The sequence below is a fragment of the Agrobacterium sp. SORGH_AS_0745 genome, assembly GCF_030818995.1.
In the GTDB taxonomy this organism is placed as follows: Bacteria; Pseudomonadota; Alphaproteobacteria; order Rhizobiales; family Rhizobiaceae; genus Agrobacterium; species Agrobacterium tumefaciens.
Genome location: NZ_JAUTBI010000001.1, coordinates 486,031 through 508,064 on the forward strand (window position 1 = coordinate 486,031; position 22,034 = coordinate 508,064).

The 22,034-nt window shown below is 61.2% G+C and carries 17 protein-coding genes and 1 pseudogene; 12 read left to right on the plus strand and 6 right to left on the minus strand.

Going from position 1 to position 22,034, the window contains the following annotated elements:
- The first annotated feature begins 50 nt into the window (after positions 1 to 50).
- From QE432_RS02155 to QE432_RS02200, 10 genes are all read left to right on the plus strand, one after another.
- Positions 51 to 1,226 carry an isochorismate synthase gene (locus QE432_RS02155; RefSeq protein WP_306623277.1) on the plus strand — a complete coding sequence of 392 codons (1,176 nt, stop codon included), beginning with the start codon at positions 51 to 53 and terminating at the stop codon, positions 1,224 to 1,226.
- An 18-nt stretch (positions 1,227 to 1,244) separates the two neighbouring features.
- On the plus strand, positions 1,245 to 2,864 hold the full coding sequence (locus QE432_RS02160) for a (2,3-dihydroxybenzoyl)adenylate synthase (protein ID WP_065658478.1): 1,620 nt from the start codon (positions 1,245 to 1,247) through the stop codon (positions 2,862 to 2,864).
- A 73-nt stretch (positions 2,865 to 2,937) separates the two neighbouring features.
- A complete protein-coding gene (locus QE432_RS02165) occupies positions 2,938 to 3,807 on the plus strand; it encodes an isochorismatase (protein ID WP_013762275.1) in 870 nt (289 codons plus the stop codon).
- Between the two features lie 13 nt (positions 3,808 to 3,820).
- Positions 3,821 to 4,576, plus strand: a complete 756-nt coding sequence (dhbA, locus tag QE432_RS02170; protein WP_013762274.1) for a 2,3-dihydro-2,3-dihydroxybenzoate dehydrogenase — start codon at positions 3,821 to 3,823, stop codon at positions 4,574 to 4,576.
- Between the two features lie 30 nt (positions 4,577 to 4,606).
- Positions 4,607 to 5,320 carry a 4'-phosphopantetheinyl transferase family protein gene (locus tag QE432_RS02175; RefSeq protein WP_065658476.1) on the plus strand — a complete coding sequence of 238 codons (714 nt, stop codon included), beginning with the start codon at positions 4,607 to 4,609 and terminating at the stop codon, positions 5,318 to 5,320.
- Between the two features lie 129 nt (positions 5,321 to 5,449).
- Positions 5,450 to 7,363, plus strand: coding sequence for a PhoX family protein (locus tag QE432_RS02180; RefSeq protein ID WP_306623279.1), 1,914 nt, complete (start codon positions 5,450 to 5,452; stop codon positions 7,361 to 7,363).
- A 163-nt stretch (positions 7,364 to 7,526) separates the two neighbouring features.
- Positions 7,527 to 7,922, plus strand: a complete 396-nt coding sequence (locus QE432_RS02185) for a (R)-mandelonitrile lyase (RefSeq protein ID WP_003518141.1) — start codon at positions 7,527 to 7,529, stop codon at positions 7,920 to 7,922.
- A 219-nt stretch (positions 7,923 to 8,141) separates the two neighbouring features.
- On the plus strand, positions 8,142 to 9,773 hold the full coding sequence (locus tag QE432_RS02190; protein ID WP_370647632.1) for a SulP family inorganic anion transporter: 1,632 nt from the start codon (positions 8,142 to 8,144) through the stop codon (positions 9,771 to 9,773).
- On the plus strand, positions 9,757 to 10,374 hold the full coding sequence (locus QE432_RS02195; RefSeq protein WP_013762270.1) for a ParB-like protein: 618 nt from the start codon (positions 9,757 to 9,759) through the stop codon (positions 10,372 to 10,374). Before QE432_RS02190 ends, QE432_RS02195 begins: the two co-directional genes overlap by 17 nt.
- Positions 10,371 to 12,464: a mechanosensitive ion channel domain-containing protein gene (locus QE432_RS02200; protein ID WP_174012303.1), complete on the plus strand. Its 2,094-nt coding sequence runs from the start codon at positions 10,371 to 10,373 to the stop codon at positions 12,462 to 12,464. Before QE432_RS02195 ends, QE432_RS02200 begins: the two co-directional genes overlap by 4 nt.
- 24 nt (positions 12,465 to 12,488) lie before the next feature.
- Here the strand turns inward: QE432_RS02200 and purU are convergent, their stop codons facing one another.
- The 6 genes and pseudogenes from purU to QE432_RS02230 form a co-directional block, all read right to left on the minus strand.
- Entirely contained in the window at positions 12,489 to 13,373 is an 885-nt protein-coding gene (purU, locus tag QE432_RS02205) for a formyltetrahydrofolate deformylase (protein WP_065705836.1), read from the minus strand.
- A 90-nt stretch (positions 13,374 to 13,463) separates the two neighbouring features.
- Positions 13,464 to 14,732, minus strand: coding sequence for a serine hydroxymethyltransferase (glyA, locus tag QE432_RS02210; protein WP_019566911.1), 1,269 nt, complete (start codon positions 14,730 to 14,732; stop codon positions 13,464 to 13,466).
- Positions 14,733 to 14,749: 17 nt separating this feature from the next.
- Complete coding sequence (soxG, locus tag QE432_RS02215) at positions 14,750 to 15,304, minus strand: sarcosine oxidase subunit gamma family protein (protein WP_174012301.1); 555 nt, start codon at positions 15,302 to 15,304, stop codon at positions 14,750 to 14,752.
- A 13-nt stretch (positions 15,305 to 15,317) separates the two neighbouring features.
- On the minus strand, positions 15,318 to 18,308 hold the full coding sequence (locus QE432_RS02220) for a sarcosine oxidase subunit alpha (RefSeq protein ID WP_174012299.1): 2,991 nt from the start codon (positions 18,306 to 18,308) through the stop codon (positions 15,318 to 15,320).
- Positions 18,305 to 18,626 (minus strand): annotated as a pseudogene (locus tag QE432_RS02225) (sarcosine oxidase subunit delta). The gene QE432_RS02220 and the pseudogene QE432_RS02225 overlap by 4 nt, the downstream one beginning before the upstream one ends.
- Positions 18,627 to 18,637: 11 nt before the next feature.
- A complete protein-coding gene (locus tag QE432_RS02230) occupies positions 18,638 to 19,891 on the minus strand; it encodes a sarcosine oxidase subunit beta family protein (RefSeq protein WP_003518155.1) in 1,254 nt (417 codons plus the stop codon).
- Positions 19,892 to 19,991: 100 nt separating this feature from the next.
- Here QE432_RS02230 and QE432_RS02235 point away from each other — a divergent pair, with 100 nt between their 5' ends.
- Positions 19,992 to 21,023 carry a GlxA family transcriptional regulator gene (locus tag QE432_RS02235; RefSeq protein WP_060642870.1) on the plus strand — a complete coding sequence of 344 codons (1,032 nt, stop codon included), beginning with the start codon at positions 19,992 to 19,994 and terminating at the stop codon, positions 21,021 to 21,023.
- Between the two features lie 131 nt (positions 21,024 to 21,154).
- Entirely contained in the window at positions 21,155 to 22,033 is an 879-nt protein-coding gene (locus tag QE432_RS02240; RefSeq protein WP_174012297.1) for a hypothetical protein, read from the plus strand.
- The last annotated feature ends 1 nt before the right edge of the window (position 22,034 follow it).

Genomic DNA, 22,034 nt, shown 5'->3' on the forward strand with positions numbered 1-22,034 from the left:
ATCATAATCAAGTATAAGCCACCGTCAACCACTCGCACAGGAGGCATCCCATGAAAACGGGAGCACTCAGGACGAATGACGTCGATTCCGACGAAATTACTGATTTTGATAGAGAATTTCTGTTCACTTCTGGCTCGGGCGAACTGCGTGCCAGAGGCATTCGCGAAAGGATAACGATTCCTGCCCATGGCGCTGAAGACGCGGGAAGCCCTTTGCAGAAGGCGATAAAGGCCGCTTTTGAGAGGGCGCGAAGGGCCAGACAGGACAATCCCATCGCCATTGGCGCCATCCCCTTCGACGTCAACGAGCCATCCTGCCTATATATCCCCAACAACCATGAGTGGAATCCAAAAGGTACCGCTTCGATCTCGACTGATTCGGCCATGCCAACGCTTGTCGGCCAGAACAGCCTGCCCGATGAAAATGGTTTCAAGCGCGCCGTCGAGCATGCCATCGTCAATTTCCGCCATTCCGATGTCCGCAAGGCGGTGCTTTCGGTCATGCGTGAACTGACCTTCGCCTCCGAGGTCAATGTCGAAAGATTGCTGGCCAGCCTCGCCAAACAGAACCGCGAGGGTTACCAGTTTCGCATTCCGCTGCCCGATGGCGGCGATCTGATCGGCGTGAGCCCCGAACTCCTCATCCGCAAGCACGGTGAAAAAGTCATCTCGAACCCGCTCGCGGGCTCGGCAAAACGCATGGCTGACCCAGTGGCGGACAAGGCCAATGCAGACCGGCTTTCGGCTTCGGAAAAAGACCATTACGAGCATAGCCTCGTGATCGAGGATATACGCTCGCTGCTTACGCCTTGCTGCACTGAAATCGACGTTCCCGAAAAACCCTCCCTCATCAACACGGCCGCTCTCTGGCATCTTTCGACGCGCATCGAGGGTCGCCTTGCTGATCCCGAGACCAATGCGCTGCAACTCGCGTGCCTGCTGCATCCCACACCTGCTGTTTGCGGTTTCCCCACCGAGCGTGCCCGCAGGCTTATTCGCTTCGTCGAGCCTTTCGAGCGTGGGCTGTTCACCGGCATGGTCGGCTGGACGGATGCCGAGGGTAACGGCGAATGGGTAGTGACAATCCGTTGCGGCACCGTGCAGCGGCAAACCGTGCGGCTGTTCGCAGGCGCCGGCATCGTTGAAGCCTCGGAACCCGAATCCGAATGGGCCGAGGTGCAGACCAAGCTCAAGACCATGCTGAACGCCTGCGGTCTTTCTGCCTAATTTTCCCAGGGACACACCATGACAATCGAATTTGAACGCTGGCCCGAAGATCTGGCGCGCCGATACCGCGACCGCGGCTACTGGATCGACAGACCGCTCAGCGACATCCTCACCCAGCAGGTGGAACTTCGGCCGGACGCGACCGCGCTGATCTGCGGCGACCGCCGCTTCACCTATGCCGATCTCGACCGGCAATCTTCCAATCTTGCCGGGCATCTGGCTGCCGCCGGGATCGGCAGGGGCGATACGGCACTGGTGCAATTACCAAATATCGCGGAGTTCTATCTCGTCTTTTTCGCTCTGATGAAAATCGGCGCTGCACCCGTCAATGCGCTTTTCAGCCATCGTCGGCTGGAAATGACCTCCTATGCGGAACAGATTGCGCCAAAGCTGGTGATCGGCTCGCGTTCCCACGAGCTTTTTGCCAATGACACGTTTCTGGAGGCGCTGAAGCTTGCCTCTCCGCAGCTTGCCGTAACGCTGCTGCTTGGTGAGACGGAACCGCAGCGCAGCCTCGAACAATGGCTCTCATCACCCGCCGAAAATGCGCCGCATTACGGCCCTTCGGCAGCTGATGAGGTAGCGTTGTTCCAGCTTTCCGGCGGCAGCACCGGAACACCGAAACTGATCCCCCGCACGCATAACGACTATGACTACAGCGCCCGGGCCAGTGCGGAAATCTGCGAGCTGACGCCGCAGACCCGTTTCCTCTGCGCCATTCCGGTGGCGCATAATTACCCCATGAGTTCGCCGGGTGCGCTTGGCGTGTTCCACGCTGGCGGCACCGTGGTAATGGCGGCCAATCCCGAGCCGCTTGCCTGCTTCGACCTCATCGAAAAACATGGCATCGACATTGTGCCTCTGGTGCCGCCGGCCGTGGCGCTGTGGTTACAGGTGGCGCCCGCCCATCGCGAACGGCTGAAATCCCTCAAGCTGTTGCAGGTCGGCGGCGCAAGCTTCGCTGAAGCTTTAGCCCGCCAAGTGCCGCAGGTGCTGGGTTGCGCCCTCCAGCAGGTCTTCGGCATGGCGGAAGGTCTGGTGAACTATACCCGCGCCGGTGATCCCGACCATGTTGTCTTCACCACGCAAGGGCGGCCGATCAGCCCGGATGACGAGATCCGCATCGTTGATGAGGACGGCAACGACGTTCCAGAAGGCGAAGCCGGCATGCTGGCGACGCGCGGCCCCTATACGTTTCGCGGATATTACCGCGCCGCCGAGCACAGCGCGCGCGTCTTCGACAACCAGGGTTTTTATTATTCCGGCGATGTCGTTCAGCGCACGCCCGAAGGTTACCTGCGGGTGGTTGGCCGGGTGAAAGACCAGATCAATCGCGGCGGCGAGAAGGTCGCATCGGAAGAGGTGGAAAACCTGATCCTGCAGCATCCGGATGTGACGCATGCCGCACTGGTGGCGATGCAGGACGAACTCCTCGGTGAAAAAAGCTGCGTCTTCGTCGTTTCCCGCAATCCCGCTCTCAAGGCACCGGCCATCCGCCAGCATCTCTCTGGTCTGGGTGTTGCGGATTACAAGCTGCCGGACCGGGTGCGTTTCATCGACACCATGCCGCTTACTGCCGTCGGCAAGATCGACAAGAAACGTCTACGCGACATGCTCGCAGCGCCCATCCCGGCGTAACGGAGCGTGCACGCCCCAACCATTTGAAAATTGCGTGTCGCCCATGCCGATGCGCCAAACTATCGAGGTCAATATGACGATCCCCACCATTTCCGATTATCCGATGCCGGTCGCAGCAAGCTTTCCGGCCAACAAGACCAAATGGCAGCCGGACGCCAAGCGCGCCGTGCTGCTCATCCACGACATGCAGCGTTATTTCCTGCGGTTCTACGAGGCCGACGGCAGGTTGATGACAACCCTCATCGACAATCTTGCAAAGGTAAAGGCATGGGCGGTTCAGAACGGCGTGCCGGTCATCTACACCGCCCAGCCGCACGACCAGCCTGCCGCCGACCGCGCGCTTCTGAACGACATGTGGGGACCGGGCCTGACCGTGGTCGACCCGGAGTTGCAGAAGGTCGTGGACAAGCTTGCGCCGACGCCCGACGATGTGGTGCTGACCAAATGGCGCTACAGCGCCTTCCAGCGTTCAGACCTTGCCGAGCGTATGAAGGGGTGGGGCCGCGACCAGATCATCATCGGCGGCGTCTATGCCCATATCGGCTGCATGATGACGGCTGTTGAAGCCTTCATGAAGGATATTCAGCCCTTCATGCTGGGTGATGCCGTCGCCGATTTTTCCGAAGCCGAACACCGCATGGCGCTGCAATATGTGGCAACACGCTGCGGCGTGGTGATCGACACTGAAAGCCTTGCCGGCGCGGGAGAGACCACCGATATCAGCGAATGGCTGAAGGCCCGCGTCCTGCAAATGGTGGAGGACGAGAGCGACATCGACCCGGATGAGAACCTGATCTTCTATGGGCTGGATTCGCTGCAGGTGATGAAGCTTGCCGGCGAACTGAAGGAACGCGGCGTCATCGTGGGCTTCGAAGAGCTTGCCCGCGTACCGACGCTTTCTGCCTGGTGGGCGCTGATCGAAGAAAAGCGGCTCGCGGCCTGAGCGGACGGACAAGATGATGCAGAACAGATTTAACGGGCGGCGCGTGCTGGTGACGGGTGCCGCGCAGGGCATCGGCCGCCGCATCGCCGAGCGTTTCACCGAGGAAGGGGCCGAGGTCATCGGCCTTGACCTCATTGCCGATGCAACCGATGCAACCTTCCGCCAAATCACGCTCGACATCACGGACGCGGCGGCAGTGGAGGCGGCGAGCAAGGCGATCGAGAAGGAATGGGGCGGGCTAGACATTCTCGTCAATGCCGCCGGCATCCTCCGGCTCGGCGACAGCGAAAGCCTGACGCCGCAGGACTGGAACGCCTGCATGGATGTCAATGCTGCGGGGCCGTTCTACCTGCTGCGGCAATGGAGCGGCGTCTTCAAGCGGCAGCGGCGCGGGGCAATCGTCAACATTGCCTCCAACGCCGCCGTTGTGCCGCGCATCGGCATGCTCGCCTATTGTGCTTCCAAGGCCGCACTCGTCAGCCTCAGCCATTGCGCAGCACTTGAACTCGCGCCCTATGGCGTGCGCTGCAATGTGGTGTCACCCGGCTCCACCGATACGCCGATGCTGGCCGGCATGCTGAACGATCCCAGCGGCAAACAGCGACTGGTCGCCGGTCTTCCCGAGCAGTTCAAGCTCGGCATTCCGCTGGGCAAAATCGCGCGGCCGGACGACATCGCCGACACGGTGCTGTTCCTCGCCTCCGATCAGGCAGGCCATGTGACGATGCAGCAGATCGTGGTCGATGGCGGCGCCACGCTTGCCGCCTGAGCATCGGTCCGCGTGATGAGGATGACAGAAATGGCCAACGTGCCGGCGTTTCACGGCGAAGCTGTTTCCGGCGATCCACCCGAGGCCATCTGGCCTTGGCCGGATGACAGATGCGATTGTCACTGTGTCACCCTTCATTACAGCGCCGAAGAAGGGCGCGGCGGCAAGGTCCCTCCCTTGCCGCCGCAGCTTTTGCGCGCTGCGCCCAGACGCAAGGCGGAATTTATCGCCGGGCGCAGATGTGCTGCCGAAGCCATACGCCGTCTGACCGGCCGCGCCTCCTTTCCCGGCATGGGAGAGGATCGCGCCCCTATCTGGCCCGAAGGCGTGGTCGGCGCGATTTCCCACAGCCACGAGCGGGCAATTGCGCTTGCCGGCTCTTCCGAGCGGTTCTGCGGCATTGGCATCGATATCGAAAGGCTTCTGAACGAGGAGGAAGCTTGCGATATTGCCCCGCAGGTACTGACCGCGAACGAACGCCTCAGTCTTGGAAACGACATCGATCCCTTCATGACCGGGCTGATCTTTTCGGCCAAGGAAAGCCTGTTCAAAGCGCTTTATCCGACCGTCAGGCGTTCGTTCTTTTTCGAGGCGGCGGAGTTATCCGGCTATGAAGAGTGCGGTTCAGCATCCCTTCGGCTGACGACCGACATCAGCGGCGAGTGGCGCAAGGGAACGGACATTGCTTTCCACTTCTGCCGCTTCGAAGGCTTTTTGCTCACCCGTATCCTTCTCCCGCATTAAGGGAAAAATACAGAATCATTTTCTGTGAAGATCATATTTAAAGTCGTTATTCCCGTCATTTGTGTGAAACACTGAAACGGTACGCACCGTGTTGGAATGATTCCAAACATGCAACGGTGGAGATACGATATGACCGACATCGATACGAGCAAGCTTTCCTGGGATGCGTGGGACGAGCTGCAAAACCCGCCGCCGGCCGAAACCGATTTCGACCGCGTGGTCGAGACCGCGATTTCCCGCCGCGGCTTTCTCGGTGGCGTGCTTGCCTTCGGTTCGGCCGCAGCAGCCATGGGCACGCTCGGCAACCTGATGACCAGCACCTCGGCGGAAGCGCAGGAAGCGGCAGCCGGCCGTTTCCCCTTCAAGCCGGTGGCTGCCGCGACCGACCACACCATTCACGTGCCGGAAGGCTACAGCTGGAAGCCAGTCGCCAAGTGGGGCCAGCCGCTGTTCTCCAACGTGCCCGACCTCGACCCTACCAAGGGTGTCAGCGTTGAAAACTCCGACAAGGTCTTCGGCGAAAATACTGACGGCATGGAACTGTTCATGGTTGGCAATCACCAGCTGATCGCCGTCAACCATGAATATGTAAACCCCGAAACCAACCTGCCGCATGCCGAAAAGGGCAACCCGAAAACGGCCGACGACGTCAAGATCCTGCAGAACATGCAGGGCGTCACCGTCATGGAAGTTGCGGAAGGCACCGGAGGCTGGGAAATCGTTCTCGACAGCCCGTTCAACCGCCGTATTCACCACAACACCCCGATGAAGCTTTCCGGCCCGGCCGCAGGCTCGGACCTCGTCAAGACCGCCGCAGATCCGAAGGGTGTCGACTGTCTGGGGACCTTCAACAATTGCGGCGCCGGCCGCACGCCCTGGGGCACCTACCTCACCTGCGAGGAAAACTTCAACGGCTATTTCGGTACCACTGATGCCGCCTTCAAGCTGCCGGATGACTACAAGCGCTACGGCATCGTCGCCGAGACCCGTTACGCCTATGAGAAGTTCGATGCGCGTTTCGATGTCGCCAAGAACCCCAACGAGCCGCGCCGCGCCGGTTACGTGGTTGAGATCGATCCTTCGGACGCCTCCTCCACCCCGATCAAGCGCACCGCCCTTGGCCGCATCAAGCACGAAAACGCCGCTGTGGTGATCGCGCGTGACGGCCGCGTGGTGGTTTACATGGGCGATGACGAGCGTGGCGAATTCCTCTACAAATTCGTCTCCAACGGCATTTACGTGCCCGGTGGCGACACCTCGAAACTGCTAGACGAAGGCACGCTCTACGTCGCCAGGTTCTCGGACGACGGCGCTGGTGAATGGCTGGCTCTAACGCCTGAGACGACAGGCATGAAGATCGATGAAATCTGCGTCTTCACCCGTCAGGCCGCTTCCAAGGTGGGCGCGACAACGATGGACCGCCCGGAATGGGTCGCCATCAACCCGGTCGCCATCGAAGCCTATTGCGCCCTTACCAACAACAGCCGTCGCGGCGAAATGAAAGACGGCAAGTTGCGCGCCAATGCTGGCGGCGACGCCATGGCGATCAATGCTGCCAACCCGCGCGAAAAGAACGAATACGGCCAGATCGTGCGCTGGTACCCGGAAAACGACGATCACGCGGACGGCAGATTCAAGTGGGACCTGTTCTGCATGGCCGGCAACCCCACCGTTCACAAGGATGCCTATGCCGGCTCTCCGAACATCAACGAAGGCAACATGTTCAACTCGCCCGATGGCATGATGTTTGACTCGACCGGTCTCCTCTGGATCCAGACCGACGGAGAGGACAGCAACGAAGGCAACTTCGCCGGCCAGGGCAATAACCAGATGCTGGCAGGCGATCCGGCCACCGGCCGTATCGAGCGTTTCCTGACCGCGCCGAAGGGTTCCGAAGTTACCGGCCAGACATGGTCCGGCGACAAGCGTACCCACTTCGTCGGCATCCAGCACCCCGACGCCCCCTTCCCGGATGGCGAAGGCAAGCTGCCGCGCTCCACCGTTATCGCCATCAAGCGTGACGACAACGCGCAGATCGGCTGACGCTTTGGCTTAGGCGGAACCGGGTCTCGGCATAGCGGAGATCCGGTTCCTGTCACCCGTGACCAAGGGTCGATGCGGCCTGACTGAATTTTCACTCGCCAGTGGACAAGAGAGGCATTACCGCTTCAAATCCCCCCACACGATACCAGTCAGGAGAATGACCATGGAAATATTGCGCGCGGGAACACGGGCCTCAACCAAAGGCCCCGAGGCATGGTTTACCGGCACGGTCCGTATCGATCCTCTGTTCAACCCGTTCGATGCAGAGCGGGTGCAGGGCGCTCAGGTCACCTTCGAACCAGGCGCGCGAACCGCATGGCACACGCACCCGCTCGGACAGACCCTGATCGTGGTTTCAGGGTTTGGAAGGGTGCAGCGCGAGGGTGGCCCCGTGGAAGAAATCCGCCCCGGCGATACCGTGTGGTTCGCGCCGGGCGAAAGGCACTGGCACGGGGCGGCACCCGATGTCGCCATGACGCATATCGCGCTTCAGGAAGTGAAAGACGGCAAGGTCGTGGACTGGATGGAGCACGTCACGGACGATCAGTATGGTGGCTGAAGCGGCCTGGCCGAAATGGCGCTCGTCCTGCCTGCCGGACGATCTCCAGCGTTAAGCAACATCCGGAAGAGCCGAAATATTTCGGGGGCGCGATTTAAACTTTGACTCGTATGCGCATTGGGTGAACCTTCATCGCGTCGCGGGAACATGGTGGAGAATCGTGATCTTAACCGGTGGAATTGTCCTTGCCCTTATCACCGCCAATGCGGTTGCAATTCCATGCCCATGACACTCAACCGGCGCGATGTGGTGGCGGGGTTGTCGATTGCCGGCCTGATGTTACCGGAAGCGATCGCCTATTCGGGGATTGCCGGCGTTCCAGCCCAGCACGCCATCCTTGCCGCCATCATGGGCTGCATCGTCTATGCCATTTTTGGCCAGAGCCGTTTTGCGGTCGTCTCGCCCACATCCTCCTCCGCCGCAATCCTGGCGGCAATGCTTGCGACGCTCTCGGTCACACCAGCGCAAAAGATGCTGCTCGTTGCCATTACGGTCGCTCTGGTGGGCCTGCTGTTTCTGCTTGCAGCTGCCACGCGGCTCGGCGCCCTGTCGAGTGTGATCTCGCGCCCGGTGCTGCGCGGTTTTGCCTTCGGCCTCGCCATTCTGATCACCATAAAGCAATTGCCGAGCCTCTTCGGGATAAAGGCGCAGTCGGGCGAGCCGCTTTCCATTCTCCTGCAAATCCTCTCCCGCCCGCAGGACTGGAGCCTTGAAAGCATCGCCGTCGGCGTTGCGGCACTCGCCGTGCTGCTTCTCCTGCGCAGGAGCCCCGCCATTCCCGGCAGCCTCGTCGTCATCGTGGCAGGAATTGCCATCTCGATCCTGCTCAACCTTCAAAGTCGGGGCGTAGCCGTCGTCGGCCAGATCGATCTTGCCGGCATATGGGCCGGCCCGTTTTCGGTGTCGCTCGACGATGTCGCGCATGTTGCCCGCTTCGCGCCGCCACTCGTCCTCATCCTCTTTGCGGAATCATGGGGCACCATCCGAAGCCTTTCGCTTCGCCATGGCGAGATTGTCGATTCCAATCGCGAACTCAGAGCATTCGGGCTTGCCAATATCGCCAGCGCCGCCATGCAGGGTATGCCGGTTGGTGCGGGTTTTTCCGCAGGCGCAGCAAGCGAGGCGGTTGGGCCGCAAAGCCGGCTTGCCTCTGCCATCGCCGCAATCGGTCTGGCGGTCTTCAGCCTGCTCGCCGCCAGCTGGTTCGCTTTCATCCCGGAAGCAGTCCTTGCCGCCGTGATCGCCGTGGCGCTGCTGCATGCGCTCGACCCCGCGCCGATCATCCGTTTATGGCGGCTCGGCAACGACGCCTATCTGGCACTTGCCGCCGCAGCCAGCGTACTTGCCTTCGGTGTGCTAAACGGCATGCTTGTCGCCGTCGCCCTTTCCTTCGCCGTCTTCGTTCGCCGGCTTTCCCTACCGCATGTCATGCATCTTGGCCGGCTGGGCGATAGCCACGACTTTGTCGACATGGAACGCCACCCGGATGCGAAGGATGTGTCAGGCATGATTATTCTCCGGCCCGCACAGCCGCTTTTCTTCGGCAATGCGGAACCGATCCTTGCCGCCGTTACCAAATACATCGTTGCGCGGCCGGAACTGCACATCGCGATTGTCAGCCTTGAGGAAACATTCGAACTGGATTCCACAGCGCTTGATGCGTTGCTGGAGTTCGATGCAGCGATGCAGCGCAGCAGCATCGTGGTCTATTATGCGCGCATGCACGACCATGTGAAGGATCTGCTGCTTGCGGGCGGCGGATCCGACATGGTGGCGCGCAGCAATTTCAGTGTCGATGATGCCGTGACGGCGGCCATGCATCGGGAGGACAGCCATGTCACACAATCTTGAACCGCATCTGACCCCGGTTGAAATCACCTCACTCAAACCAACGCAGATGACAGTCGGTCTGCGCGAGGTGGAGGACAAGCGGCGGCAATGGGCCGCCATCCGTGAGGAAAAGGGAGCCGACTTCCTCGGACACCATATGGTACCCGTCGTCCTTGGTCACAAACAACGTCTTTATCTGGTGGACCACCACCACCTCGCTTTGGCTTTGCATGAGGAAGGCGTGAAACATGTCCTGACCAGTATCGTTGCCGATCTTTCCCATCTCGACCGGCAGGAATTCTGGTCGGTGATGGACCATCGCAACTTCGTCTATCCTTTCGACGTGGATGGCGTGCGCCATCCCATCGAAAACCTTCCCAAACGGATCGTCGATCTCAAGGACGATCCCTTCCGCGCGCTGGCCGGCGCGGTTCGCGACGCTGGCGGTTTTGCCAAAATAGACGCTCCCTTCAGTGAATTCCTCTGGGCGGATTTCCTGCGCCGCCGGGTGGGTGGCAAGAAGCTGCGACATTCCTTCGAGGACGCTGTGGAGGAAGCGATGCAACTGGCACGCTCGCGCGATGCGCGGCATCTGCCTGGATGGTGTGGAGCGGACCAATGACCACCCTTCCCTCCCTTTTCCGAGTGATGGCGGCTGCCATCGCAGTTTTCGTACTGGGCGCGGCGAGCCTGCCTGCGCAGGAACTGCCGCCGCCAGCGAGACCGGCCCCTACGGAACAGACGACAGAGCAGAAAGTCGACCAGTTGCTACAGCTTCTGGGACAGGACGATGTTCGTGCCCTTCTCACACAGAAGCTTGCGGCCGCCGGCACAGAGCAGCCGCCAGAACTGACGCCGCAGAGCCAGTTGAGCGATCTCGACCAATGGGCAAGCAAGCGGCGCGAACACCTAGGCCGCCTCGCAAGGGACCTGCCCGGCATGTCCACGCAGATCATCGCGGCGCTGGGAAGGCTTTGCGACGAGATCAGAAACTACGGTGCAGCCGTCTTTTTGCTGCACGTATCCATCCTGTTCGGTGCGGGCCTTGCCGGCGGCATTACCACGAACCGGATCATAGCGATGCAGGCCTCCCGCAGGAACGGCGCGGATATCGGCAAGGAGGCCTCGTCTGTCGTATCGCGGAGGCTTTTGCCCGTCTTCGGCTACGGCATTGCTGCCACCGCCATGTTCCTTGCCATCCAGTGGTCACCTTTGCTGAGCGCCGTTCTGCTGCCCTGGCTTGCAACCAGCATCGTGTTGCCGCTGCTTTTTGCCTTCACGCGCCTGCTGCGGCGGGTCGTTGGCCGTGAGGCCTATGCCCGGCGCGATTTCTGGATCGTCCGCTGGACATGGCTCCTGACACTTGCCGGCATTTTCTGGTCCCTGCTCAGGACGCTCGAAAATCTCGATGTCCCGCGTGAAACGCTCGGGCTTCTGTCCTCCGCCATGGTCGGGCTCCTGTTCCTGCTCGCATGCATCTGGATCTGGCGTCGCCCGGTCGGCGATCCGGGTTCGGAGCGGGCAAGGGCAATCGACGTCGCGTTGATCTTCAGCCTCATCATCCTCTTCGGGCTGCGGCTTGCCGGTGCCGGGGTCCTGTTCTGGATCGGGCTTTATGCGCTGGTTCTGCCCGGCCTTGCCTCGACGCTTGGCATCGCGGCGCGAAAGCTGGCAACCGACATCGGCACCTATGGGGAAAGCGATCTTCGCCCGGTACTGGTCGAGCGAGGCGTGCGGCTTGCAATCGTCGGGACTGCCATCCTGTGGCTGATCTTCCTCGTGCGCGCGCATCCGAATTCCCTGCCCGATGGCGCATTGCTGACGTCGATCGTCGTCGGCGTCCTGCACGGGGCGCTGATCCTGCTTCTTGCCGATCTCGTCTGGATCGCGATCAAGTCGATGATCGCACGGCGGCTGGAGTTGAGTACACCCGCCGGCAACCCGATGAGCGGCCAACCGGGTGTGGGCCAGCCGCAAGATGACCGGCTTTTGACCATTCTGCCGATCCTTCGCAACATGCTCGGCATCATCATCGCCGCGGTTGCGGTCATGACGGCACTTTCGGAACTCGGCGTCAATATCGGGCCGCTGCTGGCGAGCGCCGGCATCTTCGGCATCGCCATCGGTTTCGGTTCGCAGACGCTGGTCAAGGACATCATCAGCGGCGTGTTCTACATGATCGACGACGCCTTCCGCGTCGGCGAATACATCCAGAGCGGTTCCTACCGCGGCACGGTGGAATCCTTCAGCATCCGCTCGGTCAAACTGCGGCACCATCGCGGCCCGATTTTCACCGTGCCGTTCGGATCGCTCGGCGCCGTCGAAAATATGAGCCGCGACTGGTCGATCGACAAATTCCTCGTCACGGTCGCCTTCGATACTGACATTGCCAAGGTCCGGGCCATTACCAAGGAGATCGGCAAGGCGCTGAAGGAAGACCCGGAATTCGGACAGTTCCTGATCGAAACCGTCAAGCTGAAGGGTGTCGAGCAATTCGGCGAATATGGCATGACGCTTGGTTTCGGCATGATGCTGCGCGCCGGCGGGCAATCCTCCATGGTGCGCCGCAAGGCCTATTCGATGCTGAAGGATGCCTTTGCGCAAAACGACATCCAGTTCGCCAGCATGGCGGGCGCCTATCCCACATCTACACGAAGCGCGCGGCCACAGGAGCCCGAAGCAAGCGACGGGACGGGGCCGGTGGAAGAATAGGCCTCCGGCAACCGCGCCCCAACCTTATCCCATTCGTTCGGACATATATTCGCCCGGCGAAGCTGGAAACACCACGGTCTTGTTGCCGTTGAGGAAGACACGGTGATGGATATGGGCATGAATGGCGCGTGCCAGAACCTGGCTTTCCACGTCCCTCCCGAGGCTCACATAATCCATGCCGCTCTGGGCATGGGTGACGCGGATCGTGTCCTGTTCGATGATCGGGCCTTCATCGAGATCAGCGGTGACGTAATGGGCCGTCGCGCCGATCAGTCGCACGCCGCGCTCATAGGCCTGCTTGTAAGGGTTTGCGCCCTTGAAGGAAGGCAGGAAGGAATGGTGGATGTTGATGATGCGGCCAGACATTTCCTGGCACAGCCGTTCCGACAGAACCTGCATGTAGCGCGCCAGCACGACGAGTTCGGCGCCTGCATCGCGCACCACCTGCAGTATGGCCGCCTCGGCTTCCGGTTTCGTCTCCGGCGTGACGCGAATGTGGTGAAAGGGAATATCCTCGTTCACCACCTGCTTCTGGTATTCGAGGTGATTGGAGATGACAGCGACAATCTCCACAGGCAATGCACCAATGTGGGAACGGTAGAGCAGATCGTTCAGGCAATGGCCGAAGCGTGAAACCATGATCACGACTTTCGTTTTCCGCGAGAGATCATGGACATCGTATTCCATGTCGAAATCGGCGGCGACGGAAGCGAACCCTGCGACGAGAGCAGCGGGTTCCATCCCTTCCTCCGAAACGAAGCTCAGCCGCATGAAAAAGCGGCCCGTTTCCAGGTCGGTGAATTGCGAACTGTCGTTGATGTTGCAGCCGGACCGCGCGAGATATCCGGACACGGCAGCAACGATGCCGCTGCGTGCCGGGCACGAGACTTTCATGACATAGCTGGTCAAATCCTGCTCCCCTTGATGGATCAGCGATCGGGCACATTGGCGGTGATGCCGCCCTGCCCGATCATGGCTAACGAGACCGATAATAGCGTGTTACGCGCCGTAGATCGGGAAGTCCTCACACAGCGCTGCAACCTCGGCCCGCACGTTCGCCTCAATCTCAGCATTGCCTTCGGCACTGACAGCCAGCGCGTCGATGACGCGCAGGATCAGCACGCCGATCCGCTCGAATTCGGCCACGCCGAAGCCGCGCGTGGTACCGGCCGAGCTGCCGAGCCGGATGCCCGAGGTGACGAAGGGCTTTTCCGGGTCGTTGGGAATGGAGTTCTTGTTGCAGGTGAGACCTGCCCGCTCAAGAGCGATTTCGGCAACCTTGCCGGTAACGCCCTTCGGACGCAGATCGACCAGAACCATGTGGCTGTCGGTTCCACCAGACACGATCCCCAGACCGCCATCCGTCAGCACTCGCGCCAGAGCCTGAGCATTGGCTATGACCTGACCGGCGTAGTCGGCAAAGTCCGGCCGCAGCGCCTCGCCGAAGGCAACGGCCTTGGCAGCGATGACATGCATCAGCGGGCCGCCCTGATTGCCGGGGAAGACGGCCGAATTCAGCTTCTTTGCCAGATCGGCATCGTTGGTCAAAATGACGCCGCCGCGAGGGCCGCGCAGGGTCTTGTGGGTGGTGGAGGTGACGACATGGGCGTGCGGCACCGGATTTGGATATTTGCCGCCGGCGATCAGGCCGGCATAATGGGCCATGTCGACCATCAGCCATGCGCCAACCTCGTCGGCGATCTTGCGGAAGCCTTCGAAATCGATCTGGCGCGGATAGGCCGAGGCGCCTGCGACGATCAGCTTCGGCCTGGTTTCCAGCGCCTTTGCCCGAACCTTTTCCATATCGATCAGATGCGTCTCTGCATCCACCTCATAGGAGACGACATCGAACCACTTGCCCGACATGGTGACCGGCGAACCGTGGGTCAGGTGGCCGCCATGGGCCAGCGAAAGCCCCATGATCCGGTCGCCCGGCTGAAGAAGTGCCAGAAACACCGCCTGATTGGCCTGCGCGCCGGAATGCGGCTGAACGTTCGCAAACTCCGCGCCGAAAAGTTGCTTCAGCCGGTCGATGGCGACCTGCTCGACCTTGTCGACGAATTCGCAGCCGCCATAGTAGCGTTTGCCGGGATAACCTTCGGCATATTTGTTGGTCAGCACCGAGCCTTGCGCCGCCAGAACGTCGGCGGACACGATGTTTTCCGAAGCGATCAGTTCAATCTGGGTTTTCTGGCGATCGAGTTCCTCGGCGATGGCGTCAGCGATCACCGTATCCGAAACGGCATTATGGGACAGACGGTTGAGCATTGTTTCCTCCTCAAGGATCAGGCGATTTCGGCGGCAAGTTCCTTGCAGCCGGTTTCAAGCAAATGGCCGAGATGCGGCGCGAAACTGTTCCAGATATCCATACGGAAACCATCCGGCGCATCGCGCCACAGCACCACGGTCACGCCATCGAAAATCGTTCTGCGGGCCTCGCCAACCGCAATGGTGTCGATGTCGCGGGCACAGCCGAGTGTCAAAAGCTCGGCGGCGAGCGGCCCCTTGATCGCGAGCGTCACTTCCCTTCCGGAAATATCGACAAGACTATGCGGATGGCCGGCATAAACGCCAGCGCAGGCCGCAATCACCACGTCGACCGCGCCAACGGGAGCAAGGATCGTCCATTCGTCGGGGCCAAGGCGCACGGCCTCGATTTCGCCTGCAGCAGTGCGAGCGCCGATCCGGTCGGGCAAGGTCAGGCCAAGGGCTGTATTGAGCGGCACCAGATCGCCGCGCGCACGCAGCGACAGCCGCCCCTGCGCAGCCAATATGCTGACCCGGGCTGCTTTGCTCTCGGCCAGCGTGCCGGGAACGGGGGAGGAAACGCGCATGTTCATTGTCATCTCCGGGTCAGATCTTCAGGCGGGTGTTTTCGGGATCGACAAAGACCATCCCGGTGATTTTTGCGGCAATCGTGCGTTCGGGCATCGGAATATAGACGGTCTCTCCCATCCGCTCATGGCCGCCCTCGACCAGCGCCAGCGCAATCGGCTGGCCAACCGCATCCGAATGATAGGATGAGGTGACATGACCGACCATTTTCATCGGGATAGGCTGCTTCGGATCGAAGACAATCTGCGCGCCCTCTTCCAGCTTCGAGCGGTCTTCGGTCAGAAGACCGACGAGGTGACGACGGCCCTTGGCGACGAGATCGGGGCGCGCGAGGCCACGCTTGCCGACGAAATCCGGTTTGGTCTTGCCCACGGCCCAGCCCATCGCGGCATCATAGGGCGTGACTGTGCCGTCGGTATCCTGGCCGACGATGATGTAACCCTTTTCGGCACGCAGCACATGCATGGTTTCCGTGCCATAGGCGGTGACGCCGTATTGCTGGCCGGCCTCCCACAGGATTTCCCAGAGTTTGCGGCCGAGCGGCGCGGGCACGTTGACTTCGAAGCCGATCTCGCCGGTGAACGACACCCGGAACAGCCGCGCCGGCATGCCGGCCACCGTGCATTCCGCGCAGGACATATGCGGGAAAGCCTCTTCCGTCAGCTCGACGCCCTCGACCAGCGGAGCGAGCAGCTTTGCCGCATTCGGGCCGTTCAGCGCAATGGTAGACCATTGCTCGGTGGTGGAAGTCAGCCAGACGTTGAGATCCGGCCATTCGGTCTGGAGGTAATCCTCCATCATGTTCATCACCCTTGCCGCACCGCCGGTGGTGGTGGTGACGTGGAAGCGATCCTCGGTCATGCGGCCGATGACGCCGTCGTCGCGAATGAAGCCGTCATCACCCAGAAGCAGGCCGTAACGGCAGCGGCCGGGCGCGAGCTTCGACCACGGGTTGGTGTACATGCGGTTCATGAACTCGACCGCATCCGGCCCGACGACCTCGATCTTGCCGAGCGTCGACGCGTCGAACATGCCGAGGCTTTGCCGCACCGCCCGGCATTCGCGGCCGACTGCCGCATCCATGTCTTCACCTGGTTTGGGGAAGTACCAGGCGCGCCGCCATTGGCCGACCGGTTCGTAAACCGCGCCATGCTCCTCAGCCCAGCTGTCGATCTGCGTCTTGCGCGTCACCTCGAAATGCTGGCCGCGATGATAACCGGCGAAAGCGCCGAAGGTCGTCGGCGTATAGGGTGGGCGGAAGGTCGTGAGGCCTACTTCCGGCTGGCGTTTGCCGAGCGCTTCTGCCGCGATGTTGAGGCCGTTGATATTGGACATCTTGCCCTGATCGGTCGCCATGCCGTTGGTGGTGTAGCGCTTGACGTGCTCGATGGAGCGCATGCCCTCGCGCACGGCCAGCCGCAGATCCTTTGCGGTCACGTCGTTCTGGTAATCGACGAAGGCCTTGGCCTTGCCGGCATCGCGATCGCTCGGCAATTCCGTCAGCGATACGCCGCTGCCGGTGCGGTCGTGCTCCACCGCATAGTCGCGGGTATCGCCCGTCTTGCCCAGGGCTGCAGCGATCTTCCGGCCCTGCTCGGCGCCATCCTTCAGCACCGCTTCAATGCCCCAAAGCCCGCGCCCAGCGCCGGCAATTGCACAATCCTCATTGGTCATGGCCGGCAGGAAGGTGGTCCGCTGATCGTCCCAGGCAATCTTGCCCTGCGTATGGGAAAACAGATGCAGCGACGGCGTCCAGCCGCCAGACATCAGCAACGCATCACAGGCGATTTCCTGCCCCGCGCCGACCGTGGAGCCATTCACCGGATTGACGCGGACTGATTTCACACGCAACCGGCCCGAAGTCGCCGTCACGGTATGCGACAGCCGCACCGGAATGCCGAGCGCGCGCGCCTCGTTCACCAGTTCCTCGCGCACCTTCGCACGGGTATCGACGATGGCCTGCACCGGCGCGCCTGCGCCATGAAGATCGAAGGCGGCATACCAGGCGCTGTCATGGCTCGTCACCACCACCGGCCTGTTGCCGACCTTGACGCCATAGCGGTTCAGATAGGTCTGGGCGGAGCCCGCAAGCATCACGCCCGGCCGATCATTGCCATGGAAGACCAGCGGTTTCTCGAGAGCCCCCTGCGCCAGCACCACATGGCGCGCCCGCACCCGCCACAGGCGTTCACGCGGCATGTCCTTGGTCACGGTCTCGAGATGGTCGGTCAGCTTTTCGCAAAGGCCGATCATGTTCTGGTGGTAGTAGGCAATCGCCGTCGTGCGGGTCATGACCCTGACGCCGCGCTCCTTCAGCGCCTTCAACTCGTCCGCCAGCCAGTTCCATGCTGGCTGGCCGTCGATCTGCGCCTGCGGCTCGGACAGCAGCGTCCCGCCGGCTTCGGCATTTTCGTCCACTAGCACGACCTTGAGACCATTGACCGCCGCTGCGCGCGCCGCAGCCAGACCCGCAGGACCGGCGCCGACGATCAACACGTCGCAATGCAGGTTGCGCGAGGCGTAGGTATCGGGGTCTTCTTCCGTGGGCGAGACGCCGAGACCGGCCGCCGCGCGGATGAAGGGCTCATAGACCTTGTTCCAGAAGCTCTTCGGCCACATGAAGGTCTTGTAGTAAAAGCCCGCCGAAAACAGCATATAGGCCATGTCGTTGACTGCGCCGATATCGAATTTCAGGCTCGGATATTTGTTCTGAGAGGTGGTTTCCAGCCCGCTCCAGATTTCCTGCACCGTGGCGCGGGTATTTGGCTCGAACCGGCCGGAGCCGCGGCGGGTGCCGATCAGCGCATTCGGCTCCTCGGAACCCGCCGCTACAGGGCCGCGCGGGCGGTGGTATTTGAACGAGCGGCCCATGAGATGTACGCCATTGGCGAGAAGCGCGGAGGCGACCGTATCCCCCTTTACGCCGCGATAGGTCTTCCCATCGAAGGTGAAGCTGACCGAGCGGGCGGCATCCACCCGGCCACGGCCGGGAACGCGATAGGAACTCATTTCGACACCTCGGAGCTGGCTGGTGCGCTGGATAGGGAGGAGAGATCAGGACGCGGCTCGCCTGCGCGATAGGTCGTCAGGAAACGGTCGCTCACCGTGTCGCGCACCGCATTGAAGAAGCGGCCACAGCCATGCAGGTGCCGCCAGCGCTCGAAATGCGGACCCCTGGCGTTTTCGCGGGATGAACAGGAATTCTTCCCACTGTTCATCACTCTGAGATGAGGGGTCGGCCGCGCGCACGACATGGGCCTGCCCGGCATAGGTGAATTCGGCTTCGGGCAGCGTTTCATGGCAATAGGGGCAACGGATCAGCAGCATTGGTTAGCTCCTCAGTGCGCCACGGCAGCGGCGGCGGCCTCGTCGATCAGGCGGCCGGAGCGGAAACGCTCCAGCGTGAAAGGCGCGTTGATCGGGTGCGGTTCGTTTTTCGCGATGGTCCAGGCGAAGGTGTGGGCAGCGCCCGGCGTGGCCTTGAAACCACCCGTGCCCCAGCCGCAATTCACATAAAGCCCGTCGACCGGCGTCTTGCCGAGAATGGCAGAGCGATCCGGCGTGACATCAACAATGCCGCCCCATTTGCGCAGCATCCGCATGCGGTTGAAGATCGGGAAGATTTCGACGATGGCGGCGATCGTATGTTCGATCAGCGGCAGGCCGCCGCGCTGCGAATAAGAGGTATACTGGTCCGTACCCGAACCGATCACCAGCTCACCCTTGTCGGACTGGCTGATATAGGCGTGAACCGCATTCGACATGACCACGCAGGGGAAGATCGGCTTGATCGGCTCGGATACCAAAGCCTGCAGCGGATAGCTTTCGAGCGGCAGGCGCACGCCTGCGGTATCCATGACAACGGACGTATGGCCAGCGGCGGAAACCGCCACCTTCTTCGCCTTGATGAAACCTCGCGCCGTCTCGACACCCGCGACGGACCCGTCGGCGTTGCGGCGAATGGCGGTGACCGGGCAATTCTGGATGATATCGACGCCACGGGCGGCAGCACCGCGCGCATAACCCCAGGCAACCGCATCGTGGCGCGCCGTGCCGGCACGTTCCTGAAGCGCACCGCCCATCACCGGGTAGCGGGCGTTTGGCGATATGCTCAGCGGCGGACAATATTCCTTGCATTCTTCCGGGGTAAGCCAGCGATTGTCGACACCGTTCAAACGGTTGGAATGGATGTGGCGCTTGAAGCTCTGCACGTCGTGGACATTATGGGCGAGCATCAGCACGCCGCGCCGCGAATACATGACGTTGTAGTTCAGCTCCTGGCTCAAGTTCTCCCACAAATCGACGGCGTGATCGTAAAGACGCGCGCTTTCGTCGTAGAGATAGTTGGAGCGGATGATGGTCGTGTTGCGGCCGGTATTGCCGCCGCCGAGCCAGCCCTTGTCGATGACAGCGACATTGGTGATACCGTGCTGGCTGGCCAGATAATAGGCCGCACCCAGACCATGGCCGCCGGCGCCGACGATGACCACGTCATATTCGGCTTTTGGCTGACTGTCGGGCCATTGCTCGTCCCAGTTCTTGTGGCCGGTCAGGGCATTCCGCAGGAGATTGAAGGCATTAAAACGCGTCATGAGCGGGCCTGCTGGTTGGAACTCTCGGTATTCAAAAGCCTACGGAGATTTACAGCGGCCGGGCTGGACAATCGCGTCTGTTTGCGTGAATATTTGCGCCATGAGTTCTCATCGCGCCAAGAAACGCCTCAGCGTCGCCTTCCTGCTCGCCGACCGGTTCACGCTGTCGGCCTTCGCCAATTTCGTCGATGTGCTGCGTCTTGCTGCCGATGAGGCTGACCGTTCCCGGCCGATCCTGTGCGAATGGTCCGTGCTGTCGGCGACCCTAGGCAATGTGCAATCGAGCTGTGGTGTGAAGGTGCAACCGGATACGCGGCTCATCGACGCCGTGCATTACGACTATATCGTTGTTGTCGGCGGATTGATCAGCGACCACAGCGCCCTGCCGCCGGAGGCATTGCGGTTCCTGAAAGACCGTGCGGCAGCGGGCACTCCCCTTATCGGGCTCTGCACCGGCGTTTTCATTCTACATGAAGCCGGCCTGCTGGATGGTTATCGCTGCTGCGTCAGCTGGTTCCATCATCAGGATTTTCTCGACCGGTTTGACGCCGAGCAGATGGTCTCCGACCAGCTCTTCGTCGTAGATCGTAACCGCCTGACCTGTTCGGGCGGCCATGGTGCTGCGCATCTGGCGGCGTTCCTTGTTGAGCGCCATGTCGGCCAGTCGGCCGCCATCAAAAGCCTCAATATCATGATGATCGACAGTGCGCTAAGCGGCGAAAAACCCCAGCCCGGCCAGCAGAGCACCAGAACGGCAACCGATCCCCTGGTCAGAAAGGCGATCCTGCGCATGCAGCAGAACATCGAGGTTCCGAGAACCGTGCTGGAACTCGCGCGCGATCTCGGCCTTGGCCGACGCAGCCTCGAACGGCGTTTCCTTGGAGACCTGAAAGCAACGCCCTCCAAGGTCTATCTTGAGCTGCGGCTCGACCGCGCCCTTTCCCTCCTGCGCACCACGCGGGACCCGATCACCCAGATTGCGCTCGCCACCGGGTTTTGCGATGCCCCACACCTTTCCCGTACACTTCGTGCCGAGCGCGGCTTCAGCCCCAGCGAATATCGCAAAACGCAGATTGGCCACACGACAACGGACGAAGAATTCGCCGTCGGCGTGTTGTTGCCGCAACCTTGAGGCTTTGCTGTTCACCTGCGAAAAGTCGGGCCCTGCAAAAAATAGATCAACGTAATTGATATGGTCAGACTTGCCCGTACCGGTATAAAAGTCCTCGATCCTGTTTAGGGGAGCCGTGGGGGAGGTATGGGATGAATTCAGAGCGTCGTGGCGTTCTCGCGCTTTTAGGTGGCCTTGTGCTGGGAAGACCGTCTGTCGGCAAGGCCGCGAGCAACGTTCCGGCAGTTGCCCAATCCCGCTCCGAATACAAACCCCGCCATGTCCTTTGTTTTCTCGGCCCGGAAAATGGTCTGGCAGCGCTGCGGCAGAGCGCTCGCGCCGCTATCGATAAATTTGCCGGCGATTTCAGTCTCGATGAGGATTATTCGCAGGATGAACCGGACGACAGGATGGAACGCTCCTTCAATGTCTGCTGGGATCGTGTCGAGCCGGACGCCTATCAGGAGAGTGACGAGGAGGCAGTTGCAGGCCACGGCTCGGTTCTTTATGTGCTCGGCCCGTCAATGGCCGCGGAAACAGCCGTGGCGACCTGCGGTAAAGCCCTGATGTTCGTGCACCACATGCTCGATAGTGGCGCAGTTGCCGTAAAGGGTGAAAGCGCCGGCGTTGCCCATGGCGTGCAGCGGTGGAAGGAACTCTTCGAACAGTCGCGCCGTAACGCGACCGCAAACGACGCCCTGGCATTCGCCAGAACCTGCCGTCTAGCCTTCGCGCGCCGGCCCATCGGCGGCGATGCCGACGGAATGGGGAGCGTCGGCTTTCATCTGGTCGGATTGCCTGACGTGGAGATACACTTCACCCGAAAAGACCAGCAGCAGCCCTCAACCAATAGCGAGCAGCTGAAGATCGCCGCGCTGATTGACGATATTGCCGATCAAATGACCCGCGACGGCGTTGAAGCGGCCTTGAAGGATCGTCGTGCCGACCTGTCCGATGACACGCGGTATGAGGAGGACGAATATAAATTCAATCCGTTCGGCGTTGCGACCATTCGAGACCACAAGTTTTGAC

Coding starts and splice junctions, on each gene's coding strand:
- QE432_RS02195 (WP_013762270.1), top strand. CDS start 9,757: ATGTCACACAATCTTGAACCGCATCTGACCCCGGTTGAAATCACCTCA.
- dhbA (WP_013762274.1), top strand. CDS start 3,821: ATGATGCAGAACAGATTTAACGGGCGGCGCGTGCTGGTGACGGGTGCC.
- QE432_RS02165 (WP_013762275.1), top strand. CDS start 2,938: ATGACGATCCCCACCATTTCCGATTATCCGATGCCGGTCGCAGCAAGC.
- QE432_RS02240 (WP_174012297.1), top strand. CDS start 21,155: ATGAATTCAGAGCGTCGTGGCGTTCTCGCGCTTTTAGGTGGCCTTGTG.
- soxG (WP_174012301.1), bottom strand. CDS start 15,304: ATGAACATGCGCGTTTCCTCCCCCGTTCCCGGCACGCTGGCCGAGAGC.
- QE432_RS02180 (WP_306623279.1), top strand. CDS start 5,450: ATGACCGACATCGATACGAGCAAGCTTTCCTGGGATGCGTGGGACGAG.
- glyA (WP_019566911.1), bottom strand. CDS start 14,732: ATGCTCAACCGTCTGTCCCATAATGCCGTTTCGGATACGGTGATCGCT.
- QE432_RS02220 (WP_174012299.1), bottom strand. CDS start 18,308: ATGAGTTCCTATCGCGTTCCCGGCCGTGGCCGGGTGGATGCCGCCCGC.
- QE432_RS02160 (WP_065658478.1), top strand. CDS start 1,245: ATGACAATCGAATTTGAACGCTGGCCCGAAGATCTGGCGCGCCGATAC.
- QE432_RS02190 (WP_370647632.1), top strand. CDS start 8,142: ATGCCCATGACACTCAACCGGCGCGATGTGGTGGCGGGGTTGTCGATT.
- QE432_RS02155 (WP_306623277.1), top strand. CDS start 51: ATGAAAACGGGAGCACTCAGGACGAATGACGTCGATTCCGACGAAATT.
- QE432_RS02200 (WP_174012303.1), top strand. CDS start 10,371: ATGACCACCCTTCCCTCCCTTTTCCGAGTGATGGCGGCTGCCATCGCA.
- QE432_RS02230 (WP_003518155.1), bottom strand. CDS start 19,891: ATGACGCGTTTTAATGCCTTCAATCTCCTGCGGAATGCCCTGACCGGC.
- QE432_RS02235 (WP_060642870.1), top strand. CDS start 19,992: ATGAGTTCTCATCGCGCCAAGAAACGCCTCAGCGTCGCCTTCCTGCTC.
- QE432_RS02175 (WP_065658476.1), top strand. CDS start 4,607: ATGGCCAACGTGCCGGCGTTTCACGGCGAAGCTGTTTCCGGCGATCCA.
- QE432_RS02185 (WP_003518141.1), top strand. CDS start 7,527: ATGGAAATATTGCGCGCGGGAACACGGGCCTCAACCAAAGGCCCCGAG.